Source organism: Streptomyces sp. DH-12, assembly GCF_002899455.1.
GTDB lineage: Bacteria > Actinomycetota > Actinomycetes > Streptomycetales > Streptomycetaceae > Streptomyces.
Genome location: NZ_PPFB01000001.1, coordinates 6,012,539 through 6,029,532 on the forward strand (window position 1 = coordinate 6,012,539; position 16,994 = coordinate 6,029,532).

Annotated in this window: 19 protein-coding genes and 1 tRNA gene; 11 read left to right on the plus strand and 9 right to left on the minus strand. The window is 73.3% G+C overall.

The window, feature by feature from the left end; translation table 11 throughout:
• Positions 1-18: 18 nt before the first annotated feature.
• Positions 19-1,416, minus strand: a complete 1,398-nt coding sequence (locus tag C1708_RS26040; protein WP_106414968.1) for a GntP family permease — start codon at positions 1,414-1,416, stop codon at positions 19-21.
• Between the two features lie 68 nt (positions 1,417-1,484).
• Positions 1,485-2,003, minus strand: coding sequence for a gluconokinase (locus C1708_RS26045; protein ID WP_106414969.1), 519 nt, complete (start codon positions 2,001-2,003; stop codon positions 1,485-1,487).
• Positions 2,004-2,147: 144 nt separating this feature from the next.
• Here C1708_RS26045 and C1708_RS26050 point away from each other — a divergent pair, with 144 nt between their 5' ends.
• Positions 2,148-2,849, plus strand: coding sequence for a FadR/GntR family transcriptional regulator (locus C1708_RS26050; protein WP_006135977.1), 702 nt, complete (start codon positions 2,148-2,150; stop codon positions 2,847-2,849).
• A gap of 19 nt (positions 2,850-2,868) precedes the next feature.
• Here the strand turns inward: C1708_RS26050 and C1708_RS26055 are convergent, their stop codons facing one another.
• Positions 2,869-3,252 (minus strand): winged helix-turn-helix transcriptional regulator, encoded by a 384-nt coding sequence (locus tag C1708_RS26055; RefSeq protein ID WP_106414970.1) that lies wholly within the window; start codon positions 3,250-3,252, stop codon positions 2,869-2,871.
• Positions 3,253-3,355: 103 nt separating this feature from the next.
• On the opposite strand from C1708_RS26055, the gene C1708_RS26060 reads away from it, so the two are divergent.
• Positions 3,356-3,757, plus strand: a complete 402-nt coding sequence (locus tag C1708_RS26060; protein ID WP_106414971.1) for a RidA family protein — start codon at positions 3,356-3,358, stop codon at positions 3,755-3,757.
• A gap of 19 nt (positions 3,758-3,776) precedes the next feature.
• Here the strand turns inward: C1708_RS26060 and C1708_RS26065 are convergent, their stop codons facing one another.
• Positions 3,777-4,187, minus strand: a complete 411-nt coding sequence (locus tag C1708_RS26065; RefSeq protein WP_106414972.1) for a YchJ family protein — start codon at positions 4,185-4,187, stop codon at positions 3,777-3,779.
• A gap of 64 nt (positions 4,188-4,251) precedes the next feature.
• Positions 4,252-4,336, minus strand: a tRNA-Leu gene (locus C1708_RS26070).
• A 202-nt stretch (positions 4,337-4,538) separates the two neighbouring features.
• Between C1708_RS26070 and C1708_RS26075 the strand changes: the two genes are divergently transcribed.
• From C1708_RS26075 to C1708_RS26085, 3 genes are all read left to right on the plus strand, one after another.
• Positions 4,539-5,864 carry a M20/M25/M40 family metallo-hydrolase gene (locus C1708_RS26075; protein WP_106414973.1) on the plus strand — a complete coding sequence of 442 codons (1,326 nt, stop codon included), beginning with the start codon at positions 4,539-4,541 and terminating at the stop codon, positions 5,862-5,864.
• Positions 5,865-5,996: 132 nt separating this feature from the next.
• Positions 5,997-6,230, plus strand: coding sequence for a chaplin ChpH (gene chpH, locus C1708_RS26080; protein WP_106414974.1), 234 nt, complete (start codon positions 5,997-5,999; stop codon positions 6,228-6,230).
• Positions 6,231-6,394: 164 nt separating this feature from the next.
• Entirely contained in the window at positions 6,395-7,120 is a 726-nt protein-coding gene (locus tag C1708_RS26085; RefSeq protein WP_106414975.1) for a chaplin, read from the plus strand.
• A 77-nt stretch (positions 7,121-7,197) separates the two neighbouring features.
• Here C1708_RS26085 and C1708_RS26090 read toward each other — a convergent pair whose 3' ends face one another.
• On the minus strand, positions 7,198-7,386 hold the full coding sequence (locus C1708_RS26090; protein WP_004933366.1) for a DUF5703 family protein: 189 nt from the start codon (positions 7,384-7,386) through the stop codon (positions 7,198-7,200).
• Between the two features lie 47 nt (positions 7,387-7,433).
• Between C1708_RS26090 and C1708_RS26095 the strand changes: the two genes are divergently transcribed.
• Positions 7,434-8,114 (plus strand): hypothetical protein, encoded by a 681-nt coding sequence (locus tag C1708_RS26095; protein WP_198602596.1) that lies wholly within the window; start codon positions 7,434-7,436, stop codon positions 8,112-8,114.
• A gap of 206 nt (positions 8,115-8,320) precedes the next feature.
• Here the strand turns inward: C1708_RS26095 and C1708_RS26100 are convergent, their stop codons facing one another.
• A complete protein-coding gene (locus tag C1708_RS26100; protein ID WP_106414977.1) occupies positions 8,321-10,366 on the minus strand; it encodes a helix-hairpin-helix domain-containing protein in 2,046 nt (681 codons plus the stop codon).
• Positions 10,363-11,349, minus strand: a complete 987-nt coding sequence (locus C1708_RS26105; RefSeq protein WP_106414978.1) for an aldo/keto reductase — start codon at positions 11,347-11,349, stop codon at positions 10,363-10,365. The genes C1708_RS26100 and C1708_RS26105 overlap by 4 nt, the downstream gene beginning before the upstream one ends.
• A gap of 186 nt (positions 11,350-11,535) precedes the next feature.
• On the opposite strand from C1708_RS26105, the gene C1708_RS26110 reads away from it, so the two are divergent.
• Entirely contained in the window at positions 11,536-12,591 is a 1,056-nt protein-coding gene (locus C1708_RS26110; protein WP_106414979.1) for an LLM class F420-dependent oxidoreductase, read from the plus strand.
• Positions 12,592-12,905: 314 nt separating this feature from the next.
• Positions 12,906-13,694, plus strand: coding sequence for a ferritin-like domain-containing protein (locus C1708_RS26115; protein WP_106414980.1), 789 nt, complete (start codon positions 12,906-12,908; stop codon positions 13,692-13,694).
• A gap of 12 nt (positions 13,695-13,706) precedes the next feature.
• Here the strand turns inward: C1708_RS26115 and C1708_RS26120 are convergent, their stop codons facing one another.
• Complete coding sequence (locus C1708_RS26120) at positions 13,707-14,702, minus strand: magnesium and cobalt transport protein CorA (protein ID WP_106414981.1); 996 nt, start codon at positions 14,700-14,702, stop codon at positions 13,707-13,709.
• 107 nt (positions 14,703-14,809) lie between these two features.
• Between C1708_RS26120 and C1708_RS26125 the strand changes: the two genes are divergently transcribed.
• From C1708_RS26125 to C1708_RS26135, 3 genes are all read left to right on the plus strand, one after another.
• Positions 14,810-15,496: a histidine phosphatase family protein gene (locus C1708_RS26125; protein ID WP_106414982.1), complete on the plus strand. Its 687-nt coding sequence runs from the start codon at positions 14,810-14,812 to the stop codon at positions 15,494-15,496.
• A gap of 87 nt (positions 15,497-15,583) precedes the next feature.
• Positions 15,584-16,174 carry a DUF3090 domain-containing protein gene (locus C1708_RS26130; RefSeq protein WP_106414983.1) on the plus strand — a complete coding sequence of 197 codons (591 nt, stop codon included), beginning with the start codon at positions 15,584-15,586 and terminating at the stop codon, positions 16,172-16,174.
• Entirely contained in the window at positions 16,138-16,971 is an 834-nt protein-coding gene (locus C1708_RS26135; RefSeq protein ID WP_198602597.1) for an SCO1664 family protein, read from the plus strand. The genes C1708_RS26130 and C1708_RS26135 overlap by 37 nt, the downstream gene beginning before the upstream one ends.
• Positions 16,972-16,994: the final 23 nt, after the last annotated feature.

Consider the following 16,994-nt stretch of genomic DNA (forward strand, 5'->3'; position numbering starts at 1 on the left):
CCGCGGGTCCGGACCCGGCTAGACGATCAGGGACAGCAGGAGCACCAGCGCCCCCGCGACCACCGAGATGATCGTCTCCATGATCGACCAGGTCTTGATCGTCTGGCCGACGTCCAGCCCGAAGTACTCCTTCACCAGCCAGAAGCCGGCGTCGTTGACGTGGCTGAAGAACAGCGAACCGGCGCCGATGGCCAGCACCAGCAGTGCGGCGTGCGTCGTCGACATGTCGGCCGCGAGCGGCGCGACCAGACCGGCCGCCGAGACGGTCGCCACGGTCGCCGAGCCCGTCGCCAGCCGGATCGCCACCGCGATCAGCCAGGCCAGCAGCAGCGCCGGGATCGACCAGTCCTCGGAGATGTCCAGGATCATCCGGCCCACACCGGTGTCGATCAGGGTCTGCTTGAAGCCGCCGCCCGCGCCGACGATCAGCAGGATGCCCGCGATCGGCGCCAGGCTCTTCTCCACCAGGGAGGAGATCCGCTCCCGGCTGAAGCCGGCGGGCACGCCGAGCGTGAAGATGCCGACCAGCACGGCCGCGAGCAGCGCGATCAGCGGGGAGCCGGCCACGTCGAAGACGCGCTGCACGTGGTGCTCGGGGTCGTCGATCACGATGTCGACCAGTGCCTTGGCCAGCATCAGCACGACCGGCAGCAGGATCGTGGCCAGCGTCGCGCCGAAACCGGGGCGCCGCTCCAGGTCCTCGGAGGGACGCTGCGGGATCATCCGCTCGGGGGCCGGGACGTCCACCCAGCGGGCGGCGTACTTGGAGAACACCGGACCGGCGATCACCACGGTCGGAATGGCGATGAGCACGCCGAGGGCCAGCGTCACGCCCAGGTCGGCGCCGACGGCGTCGATGGCGACCAGCGGGCCGGGGTGCGGCGGGACCAGGCCGTGCATCACGGACAGACCGGCGAGCGCCGGGATGCCGATGCGCATGAGCGAGTAGTTGCCGCGCTTGGCGACCATCAGCACCACCGGGATCAGCAGCACCACGCCGACCTCGAAGAACAGCGGCAGCCCGATGACCGAGGCGATCAGCACCATCGCCCACGGCATGGTGCGGCCCTTGGCCTTCGCGAGGATGGTGTCGACGATCTGGTCGGCGCCGCCGGAGTCGGCGAGCATCTTGCCGAGGATCGCGCCGAGGGCGATCAGGACGCCCACACCGGCGACGGTGGAACCGAGCCCGGAGCTGAAGCTGGTGATGACCTCGTCCAGCGGCGCCCCGGCGAAGGCGCCGAGCGCCAGTGACCCGATGGTCAGCGACAGGAAGGCGTGCAGCTTGAACTTGGTGATGAGCAGGACGATGACGGCTATGCCCGCCAGGACGGCGATGCCCAGCTGAGCGTGGCCGGCCGAGGTGATCGGCTCGGGTGCGTCCGCTGCCAGCATCTCTACGCTGAGTCTGGTCACGGTGGATCCTAGGGAGTACGGGGGGGGTGGGGAGGGGGGCGGCCCCGGGGGACAGGGGCCGGTGGGGCCTACGGGGTGGGCTCAGGGAGCGACGTCAGGGCGGCGGCCGCCCGTTCGGTGATCTCCTCGGGGCTGCCCGCCACGTCCACGGCGATCCCGGTCTCGTCCGGCTCCAGCGGCTGGAGCGTGGCGAACTGGGAGTCGAGCAGTGCCGTGGGCATGAAGTGCCCCTGCCGCTGCGACATCCGGTCCTCGACGAGCGCGCGGTCGCCGGTGAGGTGCACGAAGACCACGCCGGGCGCGGCGGCCCGCAGCCGGTCGCGGTACGACCGCTTCAGCGCCGAGCAGCTCACCACGCCGCCCAGCCCCGCGCGCCCCTGCGCCCAGTCGCCGATGGCGTCCAGCCAGGGCCACCGGTCGTCGTCGGTGAGCGGGGTGCCGGCCGACATCTTGGCGATGTTGCTCTGCGGGTGGAAGTCGTCGCCCTCGGCGTACGGAACGCCGAGGCGGGCCGCGAGCAGGGGACCGATGGTGGTCTTGCCCGTTCCGGCGACGCCCATGACCACGAGCACGCGGGGGGTGTTCATCGCTGCCTCACTGTCTGATGTCCTCGTCGACACCTTGCCGATGATGTCGACGGCAACTGAAACTCATAAGTAAGACGACTTCAAGAGTCTGTGACGAATAAGTCTGACTTTTTATCGGAGTGATGCGCCCCGTACTCTGAGTGCATGAGCACCACGGGCCGGGGGCTGCACGGCCGCGTACTGGACACCCTCGGCCCCGAGATCACGGCGGGCGAGTACCCGCCCGGCAGCGTCCTGCGCACCGACGAGCTCGCCCAGCGTTTCGACGTGTCGCGCTCCGTGATGCGCGAGGTGGTCCGCGTCCTGGAGTCCATGCACCTGGTGGAGTCCCGGCGCCGCGTCGGCGTCACCGTCCTGCCGTCCCGCGAGTGGAACGTCTACGACCCGCAGGTCATCCGCTGGCGCCTGGCCGGCGCCGACCGCCCCCGCCAACTGCGCTCCCTCACCGTGCTGCGCTCCGCGATCGAACCGGTCGCGGCGGGCCTGGCCGCGCGCAACGCCACGGCCGAGCAGTGCGCCGAACTCACCGAGTGCGCCCTCGGGATGGTCGCCCACTCGCGCGGCCACAAGCTGGAGGGCTACCTCTTCCACGACGTGGCGTTCCACCGCGTGATCCTGACCGCCTCCGGCAACGAGATGTTCGCCCGCCTCGGCGACGTGGTCGCCGAGGTGCTGGCCGGGCGCACCCACCACGACGTGATGTTCGAGGACCCCGACCCGGCCGCCGTCACCCTCCACGTCCAGCTCGCCGAAGCCGTCCGCGCCCGCGACGCGGCCCGCGCGGAGAGGCTCACCCGCGAGATCACCGAGGGCGCCCTCCAGGAACTGGACATCCTGGCGCCCTGACCCGCCCGCCGGCCGTCCCTCAGCCGCCGAAGCGCTCCCGCGCACGCTCGATGTGTCCCAGGTGCTCGTGCGTCCAGCCGCAGATCGCGTCGACCGCGGTGCGCAGGGCCCGGCCCGGACCGGTGAGGGTGTACTCGACCCGCGGCGGCACGGTGGGATGCACCGTCCGCTCGACCAGGCCGTTGCGCTCCAGCATGCGCAGGTTCTGGGTGAGCATCTTGTGGCTCACACCCTCGACCTCGTCCCGCAGCTCGCTGAACCGCAGGGTGCCCTCGCCGAGCGCCTCGATGATCAGCAGCGCCCACTTGTTGGCGACGTCCGAGAAGATCTCCCGCGCCAGGGAGTCCGCGCGCCGCAGGTCGGCGTCCTCCGGCAGTCCCGCGAGCACGCGCTTGGTCACCATCGGGTTCCTCCGTCACTGAAAAGTGCCTTCTTCCGGATCGAGGCCCACTCTCCTACGGTTACCGAGTAACCACAAGAGACCGACCAGGAAAGGCGGCCCAGCCATGGCCACCAGTGATGTCTTCTCCTACGGAATCCCGGCCGAGAGCGACTTCGGGTACGCGCAGGCGATCCGGTCGGGCGACCTGATCCACGTCTCCGGACAGCTCGCGTTCGACGAGACGGGCGCGTTCCCCCACCCCGGCGACTTCGCCGCCCAGCTGCGGCGGACCCACGCGAACATGGACCGGGTCCTCGCCCACTACGGGGTCACCCGCAGCCAGATCGTCTCGCAGACCCTCTACGTGGTGGACCTCGGACGCCACGCCGCGGCGACGGCCGAGGCGAACCTGGCGTACTTCGGCGACCACCGCCCGGCCGGCACGGTGCTCGGTGTCACCGAACTGACGCTGCCGGGCCAGCTCGTGGAGATCGCCTTCGTCGCCGACACCCGGCTGCCCGCCTGAGGCGGCCCCCTTCCGGCCCTCAGCCCAGGAAGTCCCCGTCGACGTACACCCAGGCGCCGTCGACCCGTTCGAAGCGGCTGCGCTCGTGCAGGGAGCCTCCCTGGTAGGAGGCGCGGAAGGTCACCGTGCCGGTGGAGTGGAAGGCGGAGCCGTCCTCCGTGGCCAGGATCTCCAGACCGGTCCACCGCGTCGCCGGATCGAGGTCGAGCCGGGCCGGCCGGGTCCGCGGGTGCCAGGTCCGCAGCAGGTACGCCCCGTCCCGCAGGACGAACGCCGCGTACCGCGACCGCATCAGCCGCTCGGCGGTGGGCGCGGCGGCTTTGCCGGGGGTCCCCTCGGCCGAGCGGAGCCGGGACCGGGAGAGGAAGCGGCCGCAGCACTCCTCGAAGGCCTCGGGGAGGCCGCAGGGACAGGGCGTGGGGGACGTCATGGGGCACCTTCCGTGACAACGCCCGAGGGCCGCGACCTCGCGGTCGCGGCCCTCGCGTTCCAAGTGTCCGAGGGGGGACTTGAACCCCCACGCCCGATAAAGGGCACTAGCACCTCAAGCTAGCGCGTCTGCCATTCCGCCACCCGGACAAGGTGTCTGTCGCGCGGGTTTCCCCCCGCGGCGACGACATAAACATTACCAGGTGTTCCGGGGTGGCCGATCACCCCCGCCGCGCCGTCGCGGGAACGGCGTGTGACGGACCGGGCCGGGCCGGGGCTTGGGACCGGCCCCCCGGGGAGGGAGGATGAGGGGGAACCCACCAGCGGGAACACCAGCAGCGGGAGGTAGCACGTGAGCGAGACGGACCCGGCCAAGGGCGTCACCGGTGAGGACGAGGTCGTGGACCTCTGCCGCGAGCTGATCCGGATCGACACCAGCAACTACGGCGACCACTCGGGCCCCGGCGAGCGCAAGGCGGCCGAGTACGTCGCCGAGAAGCTCGCCGAAGTCGGCCTGGAACCGCGGATCTTCGAGTCCCACCCGGGACGCGCCTCCACCATCGCCCGGATCGAGGGCGAGGACCCGTCGCGGCCCGCCCTGCTCATCCACGGCCACACCGACGTCGTGCCCGCCAACGCCGACGACTGGACCCACCACCCGTTCTCCGGCGAGATCGCCGACGGCTGCGTCTGGGGACGCGGGGCCGTCGACATGAAGGACATGGACGCCATGACCCTCGCGGTCGTCCGCGAGCGCATGCGCAGCGGCCGCAAGCCCCCGCGGGACGTCGTCCTCGCCTTCCTCGCCGACGAGGAGGCCGGCGGCACGTACGGCGCCAAGCACCTGGTGCACCGGCACCCCGAGCTGTTCGAGGGCGTCACCGAGGCGATCGGCGAGGTCGGCGGCTTCTCCTTCACCGTCAACGAGAAGCTGCGCCTCTACCTCGTCGAGACCGCCGAGAAGGGCATGCACTGGATGCGGCTCACCGTCGACGGCACCGCCGGGCACGGCTCGATGACCAACGACGACAACGCCATCACGGAGCTGTGCGAGGCCGTCGCCCGCCTCGGCCGCCACACGTGGCCGGTCAGGGTCACCAAGACCGTCCGCGCCTTCCTGGACGAGCTCTCCGACGCGCTCGGCACCGAGCTCGACCCGGAGAACATGGACGAGACCCTCGCCAAGCTCGGCGGCATCGCCCGCATGATCGGCACCACGCTGCGCAACTCGGCGGCCCCCACCCAGCTCGGCGCCGGCTACAAGGTCAACGTCATCCCCGGCCAGGCCACCGCGCACGTCGACGGCCGCTTCCTGCCCGGCTACGAGGAGGAGTTCCTCGCCGACCTGGACCGCATCCTCGGCCCGCGCGTGCGGCGTGAGGACGTGCACGCCGACAAGGCCCTGGAGACCGGCTTCGACGGCCGGCTCGTCGACGCCATGCAGACCGCGCTCGCCGCCGAGGACCCGATCGCGCGCGCCGTGCCCTACATGCTCTCCGGCGGCACCGACGCCAAGTCCTTCGACGACCTCGGCATCCGCTGCTTCGGCTTCGCGCCGCTCAAGCTGCCCCCGGAGCTGGACTTCGCGGGCATGTTCCACGGCGTCGACGAGCGGGTGCCGGTGGACGGTCTCAAGTTCGGCGTCCGTGTGCTCGACCGGTTCCTGGACGCGTCCTGAGGAATCGGGCAGACGTGCGGAGTTGACCGGGAAGAGTGAATGCGACCATAAGCTCGTAGCCTCATTACTTCCTCCTCGTTACCCGTGATGTGATCCGCGACTTTGGGTCACCTTGCCAACAAGGAGGAATACATGCTGAAGAAGGTCGTCGCCGTCGCGGCCGCCACGGGTGGTCTGGTTCTCGCGGGCGCGGGCATGGCCGCCGCCGACTCGGGTGCCCAGGGTGCCGCCGTGCACTCCCCGGGCGTCGCGTCCGGCAACGTCGTGCAGGTGCCGGTTCACGTCCCCGTGAACGTCTGCGGCAACACGATCTCCGTGATCGGGCTGCTGAACCCCGCCTTCGGCAACACCTGCGTCAACGCGTGATGTCGTGTCTCGCCCTCTAGGCAACGCCCGCTGAGGGCTCGAGCCCGTCGGCCCCGGAGCGCGCGCCATGCGCTCCGGGGCCGACCGGTTCCTCATTCGTCGAGAATCCGGGACGCGGCGGGCGCCGCCTCCCGGCAGCAGGTCCGAGGACAGGGAATTCAGCAATGCGACAGGTCACCCGCAAGGGCTTGATGACCATGGCCGCCGCCACCGGTGTGCTCGCCGCCGCGGGCGGGGCCGCCGCCCACGCCGACTCCGGGGCGACGGGCGGGGCCAAGGGCTCGCCGGGCGTGCTCTCCGGCAACGTCGTGCAGGCCCCGGTGCACGTGCCGGTCAACGCGTGCGGCAACACGGTCAACGTCGTCGGGGTCCTCAACCCGGCGGTCGGCAACGCCTGCGTCAACGAGGGCGGCTCCGGCCACCACGGCGGCGCGCACGCCCACGGCAAGGCCGGCGACTCGCCCGGCGTGGCCTCCGGCAACGTCGTGGAGGCGCCGGTGCACGTGCCGGTGAACGTCTGCGGCAACAGCGTCGACGTCATCGGCGTGGGCAACGGGGCGGCCGGCAACGGCTGCGTCAACACGGAGGGCGACGGCGGGGAGCCGGGGAACCCGGGCAATCCGGGTGAGCCCGGTGACCCCGGCGACCCGGGTGAGCCCGGCACTCCCGATGAGCCGGGGAACCCGGATGAACCCGCCACCCCGGACACGCCCGCCACCCCGGACACCCCGTCCACCGGCAACCAGCCGGGCCCCCACTCCGGCCCGCAGGCCGAAGGGGAGCTCGCCGAGACCGGCAGCGAGCTGCCGCTGGGCCTCGTGCTGCCGGCCGGTGCCGGTGCGCTGCTCGCCGGCGGCATCCTGTACCGCAGGGCGCGCGCCGCGGCGTGATCTCGGACACACGGAGCGGACCCCGCGACCGACGCGGGGTCCGCTCCGCCTGTTGACTCGGGTCGGGCGCGACCGGCTCACCAGGTGGCGCGCACCTGGCGGATGATCCGCCGCCGCAGCCGCACTCTGCGGCTGCCGTCACGCATCAGCGTCAGGCGGTACAACTCCCAGTGACCGTACTCGGCATGGTCCGTCAGCAGACGCGCCGTCTCCTTGCGGGAGACCCCGCGAGGCACGTACACGTCGACAAATTCGTATTCCGGCATCGCATCTATTGTGCGGGCCGGGCCCCGGTACGGATAGCGTCTGCACTATGTCTGATGCTGCGCAGCCCACTGCTGCCGAGGTACGCGCCGCCGCCGAGGCGGTGAAGACCGCGCTCGACCGCCACCTGGCCGCGGTCGAGAGCCGGTCCGGGGACGACGACCCGGCCGTCTACGAGGCCTTCAACCAGCTGGCCGCGGCCGCGGAGACGTACGACGAACTGCTCTACGACCGCTACGACGAGGTCACGCCCTTCGAGATCCCCAGTTCCGAGGAGGCCCTGCCGCCCTACGCCGGACCCGAGGAACCGAACGCCCTCAGCGTGCTGATCCGCCGTGACTACGCCGTCGTCGAGCCGCAGCGGCTGCTCGCGCACGCCCAGCGGATCGAGGAGGCGGACGACGGGAGCGCGGAGGTTTCCAGCACCGTCCACGGCGCGCTGGGCCTGCTGTTCGGCGAGTACGAGCCGGACGAGATCGCCTCCCGGCACAAGGAGTTCGGCCTGGAGGAGGGCGACTCCACGCTCTGGGTGACGGCATCGGACGAGATCCCGGACCCCGGCGAATGGCTCGAGGCGCCCTTCGACCAGGTGGACCCCGAGACCGTGGTGTGCCGCTTCGACGTCAGCGCCGTCTTCGACGACGACGGGGACGACGAGGACGACGACCTGGAGGTCGTCCTGGACCCCCACGCGGACGAGGACCTGGAGCCGCTGGACGCGGACCGCTGACCTCACGGCGACGGCGGCGACACCCTCCCCGGGTGCCGCCGCCGTCGCACGCGGTCCGGCGGCGCCTCACCGCGGTCACCACGACACCGGACGTCCCCGTCAACGGCACGCCACGTGCGGCGACGCCGCACCCCGGCCACCGCGCACGGTGACGCCCACGGCGCCCCGTGCGGCTCAAGGGCGCCTCGGAGCGGGGCCCCGCCCCCTCACTCGCCCCCCGCAGGCAACTGCGGTGCCAACAGCGCCGGCAGCCGGGTCGTGCGCGGCTTCGCCGGGACCTCGGCGACCGCTCGCGGGAGGGCCTGGTCCACTCCGTGGACCACCGACAGGTGGCGGTCGGCGCGGCTGAAGGCCGTGTAGACCCAGGGGCGGCTCAGGGCGGGGACCGCGTCGCCGGGGAGGACCACGACCGCCGCCGGCCAGCGGCAGCCCACCGCCTGGTGCGCGGTCAGCGCCCAGCCGTGCCGGACCGACTGCTCCACGCGGTCCCTCGGCACCACGACCTGCTCGCCCGCGCACTCCAGGCGCAGGCCCTCGCCGTCCGCTCCGAGCACGCGGCCCGGCAGGGTGCGCCCCGGGGCGGGGGAGTACGCCACCCGGTCGCCGGGGTCGAAGCCCGCGAAGCGGCCCGGGCCCGGATTCAGCCGCTCCTTCAGCGCCGCGTTCAGCACGCGCGTGCCGACCGCGCCGCCGTGGCCCGGGGTGATCACCTGCGTCTCCTCGGCGGGCACCCCGATGGCGCGCGGCACCGAGTCCACCACCAGCTGCACGGTCCGGTGCACCGCCTCGCCCGCGTCCCGCACGGGCACGACGACGACCTCCTTGCCGGGGGCCTCCACCTGGATCAGCTCGCCGACGCCGATCCCCGAGACCAGCTCGCCCAGCGGCCCCGGGTCCGGCCGCCGGGAGGCGATCTGCGGGCAGGCCCGCACCGCCAGCAGGTCCGCGAAGACCCGTCCGGGGCCGACCGACCAGAGCACCGCGGGGTCGCCGGACAGCACGAGCCGCGCCCCGTCCGGCAGCGACTCCGTGAGCAGCGCGGCGGCCTCCACGTCCAGCTGCGGCGCGTCCAGCACCACCAGCAGGTCCACGGCCAGCGCGCCCTCCGCGTCCCGTCCCGGACCCTCGGCGCCGGACAGCAGCCCGGCGACCGTGGCGACCCCCGGGCCGTCGACGCGCGCCGCGAACCGCTCGCGCCCGACGGGGCTGTGCGTGGCGGCCCAGGCGCGCAGCCCCGTGCCGTGCGCCGCGTCCAGCAGCGCCGCCGGCTCGGCCAGCGCGGCCTCCCCGCCGGTGTGCAGCACCAGTCCGTGCCGCGCGGCCGCGCGGATCAGGTCGCCCGCCGAGCCCCCCGCCGCGGCGGCCGCCCGCTCCCACTCCTCGGCCGTCCCGTCCTGCTCGGGCACCGCGTTGACCAGCCGGGCCAGTCCGTCGGCGAGGCTCTCCTCGGCCAGGGCGCAGCGCTCCAGCCCGACCAGGACACGGACCGGCTGCTCGCCCTCCTCGCCCTCCTCGCCGGCCTCGCCGAGGGCGTCCTGGAACACGAGGACGTCCCCCTCGGCGATGGCGTCGCGCACCGCGTCCTCGGGTTCGGGCACGCCCTGGCGGGCCAGCGCCTCGGTCAGCGCGGCCATCTCCAGCACCGTGTGCCCGGCCGGCGCGGCCTGCTCCAGCAGCCAGACGGTGACCGCGCGGCCCCGCCGCCCGTCGCCCGGCCCGGCCTCCCCGCCGAGCAGCGCGCGGGCGAACCCGTCCGCCTGCTCGGGCCGTACGCCCGGCACGCGCAGGAGCTGCCAGGGGTCCTCCCGCAGCACGCCCGCCGCGTCCTCGCCCAGGGCCGCGGCGGCCGGCACGGCGAGCGCGGCGGGCGCACCGCCCCGCGTCAGCACCTCCCGCACCTCGCCCAGGGTGCCCTCGGCCGGTGCGGCCGGCCCCTCGGGAACCACCGGGGCCCGCCGCACCGGCTCGGGCGCGGGGCGCCGCGGGGCGGGCCGCACCTCCTCGGACACGGTGGCCGGCGGCTTCTCCCCGCTCTCCACGGCCCGCACGGCGGCGAGCAGTTCGGCCGCCGTGCCGCTCAGCTTGGCGCCCGCCTCGATCGGGCCCTGCCGCTCCGCCTTGCGCCGCTCGATCCGCTCCCGCTCCAGACGCTGCGCGGTCAGCTCCGCCTCGGCCTCGGACACCTGCGCGCCCTCGGCGGGCGTGCCGTCGTCCGCGCTCCTCGGCTCCTCAGGGGTCTCGGGCGTGCTCACAGCGTGCTCCAGTCGTGATCGGGATAGCGGTGCACGGGAGCCGACACGTCGTCGAGCGCCCGGCAGATCTCATCAGGCAGACTAAGCGCCTCCACTGACAACGCCGCCGTGAGCTGCTGCGCCGTGCGCGCGCCGACGATCGGCGCGGTCACCCCGGGCCGGTCGCGGACCCAGGCCAGCGCCACCTGGAGCGCGGTCACCGCGAGCCCGTCCGCCGCGGTCGTCACCGCGTCCACGATCCGGCTCGCCGTGTCGTCCAGGTACGGGGCGACGAACGGCGCGAGATGCTCCGAGGCGCCGCGCGATCCCGCCGGGGTGGCGTCCCCGCGGTACTTGCCGGTGAGGACGCCCCGCCCGAGCGGGGAGGACGGCAGCATGCCGATCCCGAGGTCGATCGCGGCGGGCAGCACCTCCCGCTCCACCCCGCGCTGCAGCAGTGAGTACTCCATCTGGGTGCTCGCCAGCCGGGTGCGCGCGCCCGGCGCGGCGAGCTGCCAGGTCGCGGCCTTGGCGAGCTGCCAGCCGCAGAAGTTGGACACGCCCGCGTACCGCGTCCGGCCGCTGGCGACAGCGATGTCCAGCGCCTGGAGCGTCTCCTCAAGCGGCGTGGCCGGGTCGTAGGCGTGGACGTGCCACACGTCGACGTGGTCGGTGCCGAGGCGGGTCAGGGAGGCGTCCAGGGCGGACAGCAGATGGCCGCGTGAGCCGTCGAACCGGCGGTCCGGGCCGGGCACGCTGCCGGCCTTCGTCGAGATCACCAGGTCCTGGCGCGGCACCAGCCCGTCCATCAGCCGTCCGAGCAGGTACTCGGCCTCCCCGTCGCCGTACACGTCCGCCGTGTCGACCAGCGTCCCGCCCGCGTCCCAGAACGTCTTCAAGAGCTCCGCCGCGTCGTGCTCGTCGGTGTCACGGCCCCAGGTGAGGGTCCCGAGCCCGATCCGGGACACACGCAGGCCGGTACGGCCGAGATGCCTCTGCTCCATGAACGCCGAGATTACTGGCCGGAGCTGTGCGCGTGGGGGCCTGTGGACAACCGTTCTCCGGGCGTCGCGCGACGGCGCCGGCGGCCGGCGGGGCCCGCACCGCGGGCCCCGCGCGCCCCTCCCTCGCGGGCGCGGAGGTATAAGGTCTGCGCAAGTCACGTTACTGATCGGTAAGGGGAGACGGCCATGCAGCTAGGGATCAACCTCGGCTACTGGGGCGCCGGAATGGACGCGGACAACCTCGCCGTGGCCCAGGAGGCGGACCGCCTCGGATACGCGATCTGCTGGGCCGCCGAGGCCTACGGCTCCGACGCCGCCACCGTCCTCGCCTATGTCGCCGCCCGCACCGAGCGCATCGACGTCGGCTCCGCCATCTTCCAGATCCCGGCCCGCCAGCCGGCCATGACCGCGATGACCGCGGCCACCCTCGACTCGCTGTCCGGGGGCCGCTTCCGCCTGGGTCTGGGCGTCTCCGGCCCCCAGGTCTCCGAGGGATGGTACGGCGTCAAGTTCGACAAGCCGCTCGCCCGCACCCGCGAGTACGTCGAGATCATCCGCAAGGCGATGACCCGCGAGCGCCTGTCCTTCGAGGGCGAGCACTGGACCCTGCCCCTCCCCGGCGGCCCGGGCAAGCCCCTCAAGCTCACCGTGCACCCGCAGCGCGAGCACATCCCGCTGTACATCGCCGCGATCGGCCCGAAGAACCTCGAGCAGACCGGTGAGATCGCCGACGGCGCCCTGCTGATCTTCCCGTCCGCCGACCACCTGGAGGAGACCGCCGTCCGCCATCTGCGCGCGGGCCGCGAGAAGGCCGGCAGGACCCTCGAGGGCTTCGACATCTGCCCGACCGTCCCGCTCGCCGTGGGCGACGACAAGGACGTGGCCGCCCTCGCCGACACCTTCCGCCCCTACACGGCGCTGTACGTCGGCGGCATGGGCAGCCGCAAGCAGAACTTCTACAACCAGCTCGCCCAGCGGATGGGCTACGAGCGGGAGGCCGCCGAGATCCAGGACAAGTACCTGTCCGGCGACAAGCAGGGCGCGGCCGCCGCCGTCCCGCACGACCTGATCGACAGCACCACCCTGCTCGGCTCGGTCGACCGCATCGCCGACCGCATGAAGGCCTACGCGGCCGCCGGGGTCACCACCCTCACCCTCGCCCCGGCCGGCTTCACCCTCGACGAGCGGCTGGCCTCGCTGCGCGCCGGCGTCGAGGCCCTGGAGCGCGCGGGCCTGGCCTGATCCGTCCGGCCGCCGCCGCGTCCCCCGCGGCGGCGGCCAGGTCCCGCGGCCGTGGTGGGGGCTCGGGGGTCGACCCCGCCGCGGCCGTCACCCACGACAACGCCCCCCGGCCCCCGGGGGTCACGCGCCTGCCCACCGGATCGCCCGCCTCGCCGTGCGCCCGCCCCCGCCCTCCCGACGCCCGGCACGTACGCCGATCGGCGGAGTCGTCCGCCCCACCTGTTGCCGCGCCCCCACCGTCGCACTTGACTGCTTCTTCGCGAGCTGTGGACATGCGGACCGCGCAACGGCGGACGCCGCGGAGAGGTGGGCCCATGCTGTCGGCGAAGAGCCTGTTCCAGGAGATCCTCGACCACGACGAGTCCTTCGCGCTGTTCTGCTCGATCGCCGCGAGCGGGGAGTCCCAGGGCGGCTGGGAGAACGCCCGCATCGCGGCGCTCGTGCCCGACACCCAGCGCGACCTCGCCCCCAGGATCACCCGCCACGGCGCCGACGAGGACAAGCACGGCCGGATCTTCGGCGCCCTGCTGAGGAAGCGCGGCCTGGAGCCCGTCCCGGTGCCCCCGGACACCGACTACACGATGCTGCTGGAGCGCAACGGCATCGGCCTGGCCCACGACAGGCTCAAGCGCGACGAGCCGCTCACCGTCGAGGACATCGTCACCTACCTCGCCCACAGCCGGGTCACCGAGCAGCGCGCCTCCGAGCAGATGAAGCTGCTGCGCAAACACTTCGCCGACCACCCCGACCTGGGCCGCGCGGTGAAGATGATCTCCGACGACGAGGACAACCACCTCGCCTACTGCCACGAGGAACTGCTGCGCCTCGCCCACGCCGGACACGGCCGCGCCATCCAGCGCGCCCTGCGCACGTGCGCGCTCGCCGAGATCCGCGTCCACCGCGACGTCAGCCTCGCCGTGATGGCCCGCATGGGCCGCATCCTCGGCTGGCCGAAGCCCAGGGCGGCGCTCCTCGCGGCCGGCATCCACGCCGTCCACCTGTACGAACGCCTCGGCGGCTGGCGCCGGATGGTCTCGCTGCGGATGCCCGAGCGGCGCAACGCGCTGGGCGGCCCCGCGGCCCCGGAACCCGAAGCGGCCTGACCGCCCCGCCGGCTACAGCCAGCCCCGGCGTTTGAACGTGCCGAACAGCGCCACCTCCAGCGCGGCCATCATCGCGATCACCACCGGGTACGACCACGTCCACCGCAGCTCGGGCATGTGCTCGAAGTTCATGCCGTAGATCCCCGCGATCATCGTGGGGACCACGGCCATTGCCGCCCACGCGGAGATCTTGCGCATGTCGTCGTTCTGCTGCACGCCGACCTGCGCCAGGTGCGCCGACAGCACGTCCGACACCAGCCGGTCCAGACCCTCCACCGACTCGTTGACGCGCGTGAGGTGGTCGTGGACGTCGCGGAAGTACGGCCGCGCCCCCTCCTCCACGAACGGCACCGCCGGCCCCGACGCGCCGGTCCCGGCGAGCCGGGCCATGGGCGCGGTCAGCGGCACCGTCGCCCGGCGGAACTCCAGGATCTGCCGCTTGAACCCGTAGATCCGGGACGCGGTGTGCCGCGAGTCGCCCGCGTCGGGGGTGAAGACCTGCGTCTCCAGCTCCTCCAGGTCCGTCTGCAGCTCGGTCGCCACCTCCAGGTAGTGGTCGACCACGGCGTCGGCGACCGCGTACAGCACCGACGTCGCCCCCTCCCGCTGCAGCTCCGGCTCCCGCTCCAGCCGGTCCCGCACCGCGGCCAGCGGGGCGCCCTCGCCGTGCCGTACGCTCACCGCGAACGAGTCGCCGAGGAAGATCATGATCTCGCCGGAGGAGACGGCGTCGCTGTCCGGCTCGTACACCACCGGCTTGAGGACGACGAAGACCGAGTCGTCGTACACCTCCAGCTTGGGCCGCTGATGGGCCTTGAGGGCGTCCTCCACCGCCAGCGGATGCAGCCCGAACTCCCGCGTGACCAGGTCGAACTCCTCGGCCGTCGGCTCGTGCAGCCCGATCCAGACGAAGCCTCCCGCCGACCGCGCCTCGTCCAGTGCGTCGGAGAAGTCCTGGGGGCCCTCCGACCGGTGCCCCTCCCGGTAGACGCCACAGTCGACGATCACGAAGCATGTCCTCCTGTCCCGGCAGCCGGTCCGCCGTCCCGTTCCCGTCCCGCCGTCGTGTTCCCGTCCCGGTTCCCCCGGGCGGCCGTACGCCTACCCTGGGCGGCATGCCCACGTTGCTCCTGGTCCGGCACGGACGCTCCACCGCCAACACCGAGGGACTGCTCGCCGGCTGGACGCCCGGCGTGCACCTCGACGACCGCGGGACCGCGCAGGCCGCCGCCCTGCCCGGGCGGCTCGCCCCGCTGACGCCGGCCGAGGTCGTCACCAGCCCGCTCGACCGCTGCCGGGAGACCGTCGCACCGCTGCTCCGGGCCCGCCCCGGCCTCACCCACCACATCGACGAGCGCATCGGCGAGTGCCACTACGGCGACTGGACCGGACGCAAGCTCGCCGAACTCAAGGACGAGCCGCTCATGGAGGTCGTGCAGGCGCACCCGTCGGCCGCGGCCTTCCCCGGCGGGGAGTCCCTGCGCGCCATGCAGGCGCGCGCCGCCGAAGCGGTGCGCGAATGGAACGCGCGCGTGGAGCGCGACCACGGACCCGACGCCGTGTACCTGATGTGCTCGCACGGCGACATCATCAAGTCTCTGGTGGCGGACGCCCTCGGACTTCATCTCGACCTCTTCCAGCGGATCTCCGTGGAACCGTGTTCCATCACCGCGATCCGTTACACCCGGCTGCGCCCCTTTCTGCTCCGGCTCGGCGACACCGGCGACTTCGCGTCCCTGGCGCCGCGCGAGGAGCCGCCCGCCGGCGACGCCACGGTGGGGGGCGACGCGGGCGCACCGTGATCGTTCCCCGCAGTAGGGTGAAGCGACCGCACCGTTGCGTTCCGACGCACCCACCGCCCGTTCCCCGACTTCCCATGGAGACAGGACGTGTCCCGTCAGGTGTTCCTCTACGACCAACCGGAACGTTTCGTGGCCGGCACGGTCGGACTGCCAGGGCGCCGTACGTTCTTCCTCCAGGCCTCCGCCGGCTCCCGGGTGACCAGCGTGGCCCTGGAGAAGACCCAGGTCGCGGCGCTCGCCGAGCGGATGGACGAACTGCTCGACGAGGTGGTGCGCCGCAGCGGCGGCAGCGCGGCGGTGCCCGCGATGGCGCCGGCCGAGATCACCGACACGGCCCCGCTGGACACCCCCGTGGAGGAGGAGTTCCGCGTCGGCACCATGGCGCTCGCCTGGGACGGCGAGGAGCAGCGCATGATCGTGGAGGCGCAGGCGCTCGTCGAACTGGACGCCGACTCCGACGAGGACCTCGCCGAGGCGGAGGAGCGGCTGCTCCAGGACGAGGAGAACGGCCCGCCGATGCTGCGCGTCCGGCTCACCGGGGCGCAGGCGCGGGCCTTCGCCAAGCGCGCCCTGGACGTCGTCAACGCGGGCCGCCCGCCGTGCCCGCTGTGCAGTCTCCCGCTCGACCCGGAAGGACACGTATGTCCGCGCCAGAACGGATACCGCCGCGGAGCGTGACCGCCACCGACCCGGCCGCGGCCGAACTGCTCGCCCGCGGCGAGCTGACCGTGCGCGGACGCATCCGTGAGGCGTCGAACGCCGCGCTGTACTGCACCGTCGCGCACGAGGGCCGGGAGGCCGCCTGCGTCTACAAGCCGGTCGCGGGGGAGCGGCCGCTGTGGGACTTCCCCGACGGCACCCTGGCCGGCCGCGAGGCGGCCGCGTACGAGGTGTCCCGGGCGACCGGCTGGGACCTCGTGCCGCCCACCGTGCTGCGCGACGGCCCCTACGGCGAGGGCATGTGCCAGCTGTGGATCGAGACCGTGCCCGGCGCCGAGCTGCTCGCCCTGGTGGACGGCGAGGAGCCCGAGCCGGGCTGGAAGGCGATCGGGTCCGCCGAGGTCGGCGAGGGCCGCACCGCGCTGCTGGTGCACGCCGACGACGACCGCCTGCGCCGCCTCTCCGTGCTGGACGCGGTGATCAACAACGCCGACCGCAAGGGCGGGCACCTGCTGCCCACGGCGGACGGCCGGCTCTACGGCATCGACCACGGGGTCACCTTCAACACCGAGAACAAGCTGCGCACGCTGCTGTGGGGCTGGGCGGGGGAGCCGCTGCCCGGGGAGGCCCTGGACGTCCTCAAGACCCTCCGGGACGCCCTCGCCGCCTCCGGCCCCCTCACCGCGGCCCTGACCCCGCTGATCACGCCCGCGGAGATCGACGCGACCCGCGCCCGCGTGCAGTCCCTGCTCACCACCGGCACCCACCCGGAACCGGGCACCGACTGGCCGGCGATCCCCTGGCCCCCCGTCTGACCCGGGCGCGTGGCCGGTGCGGC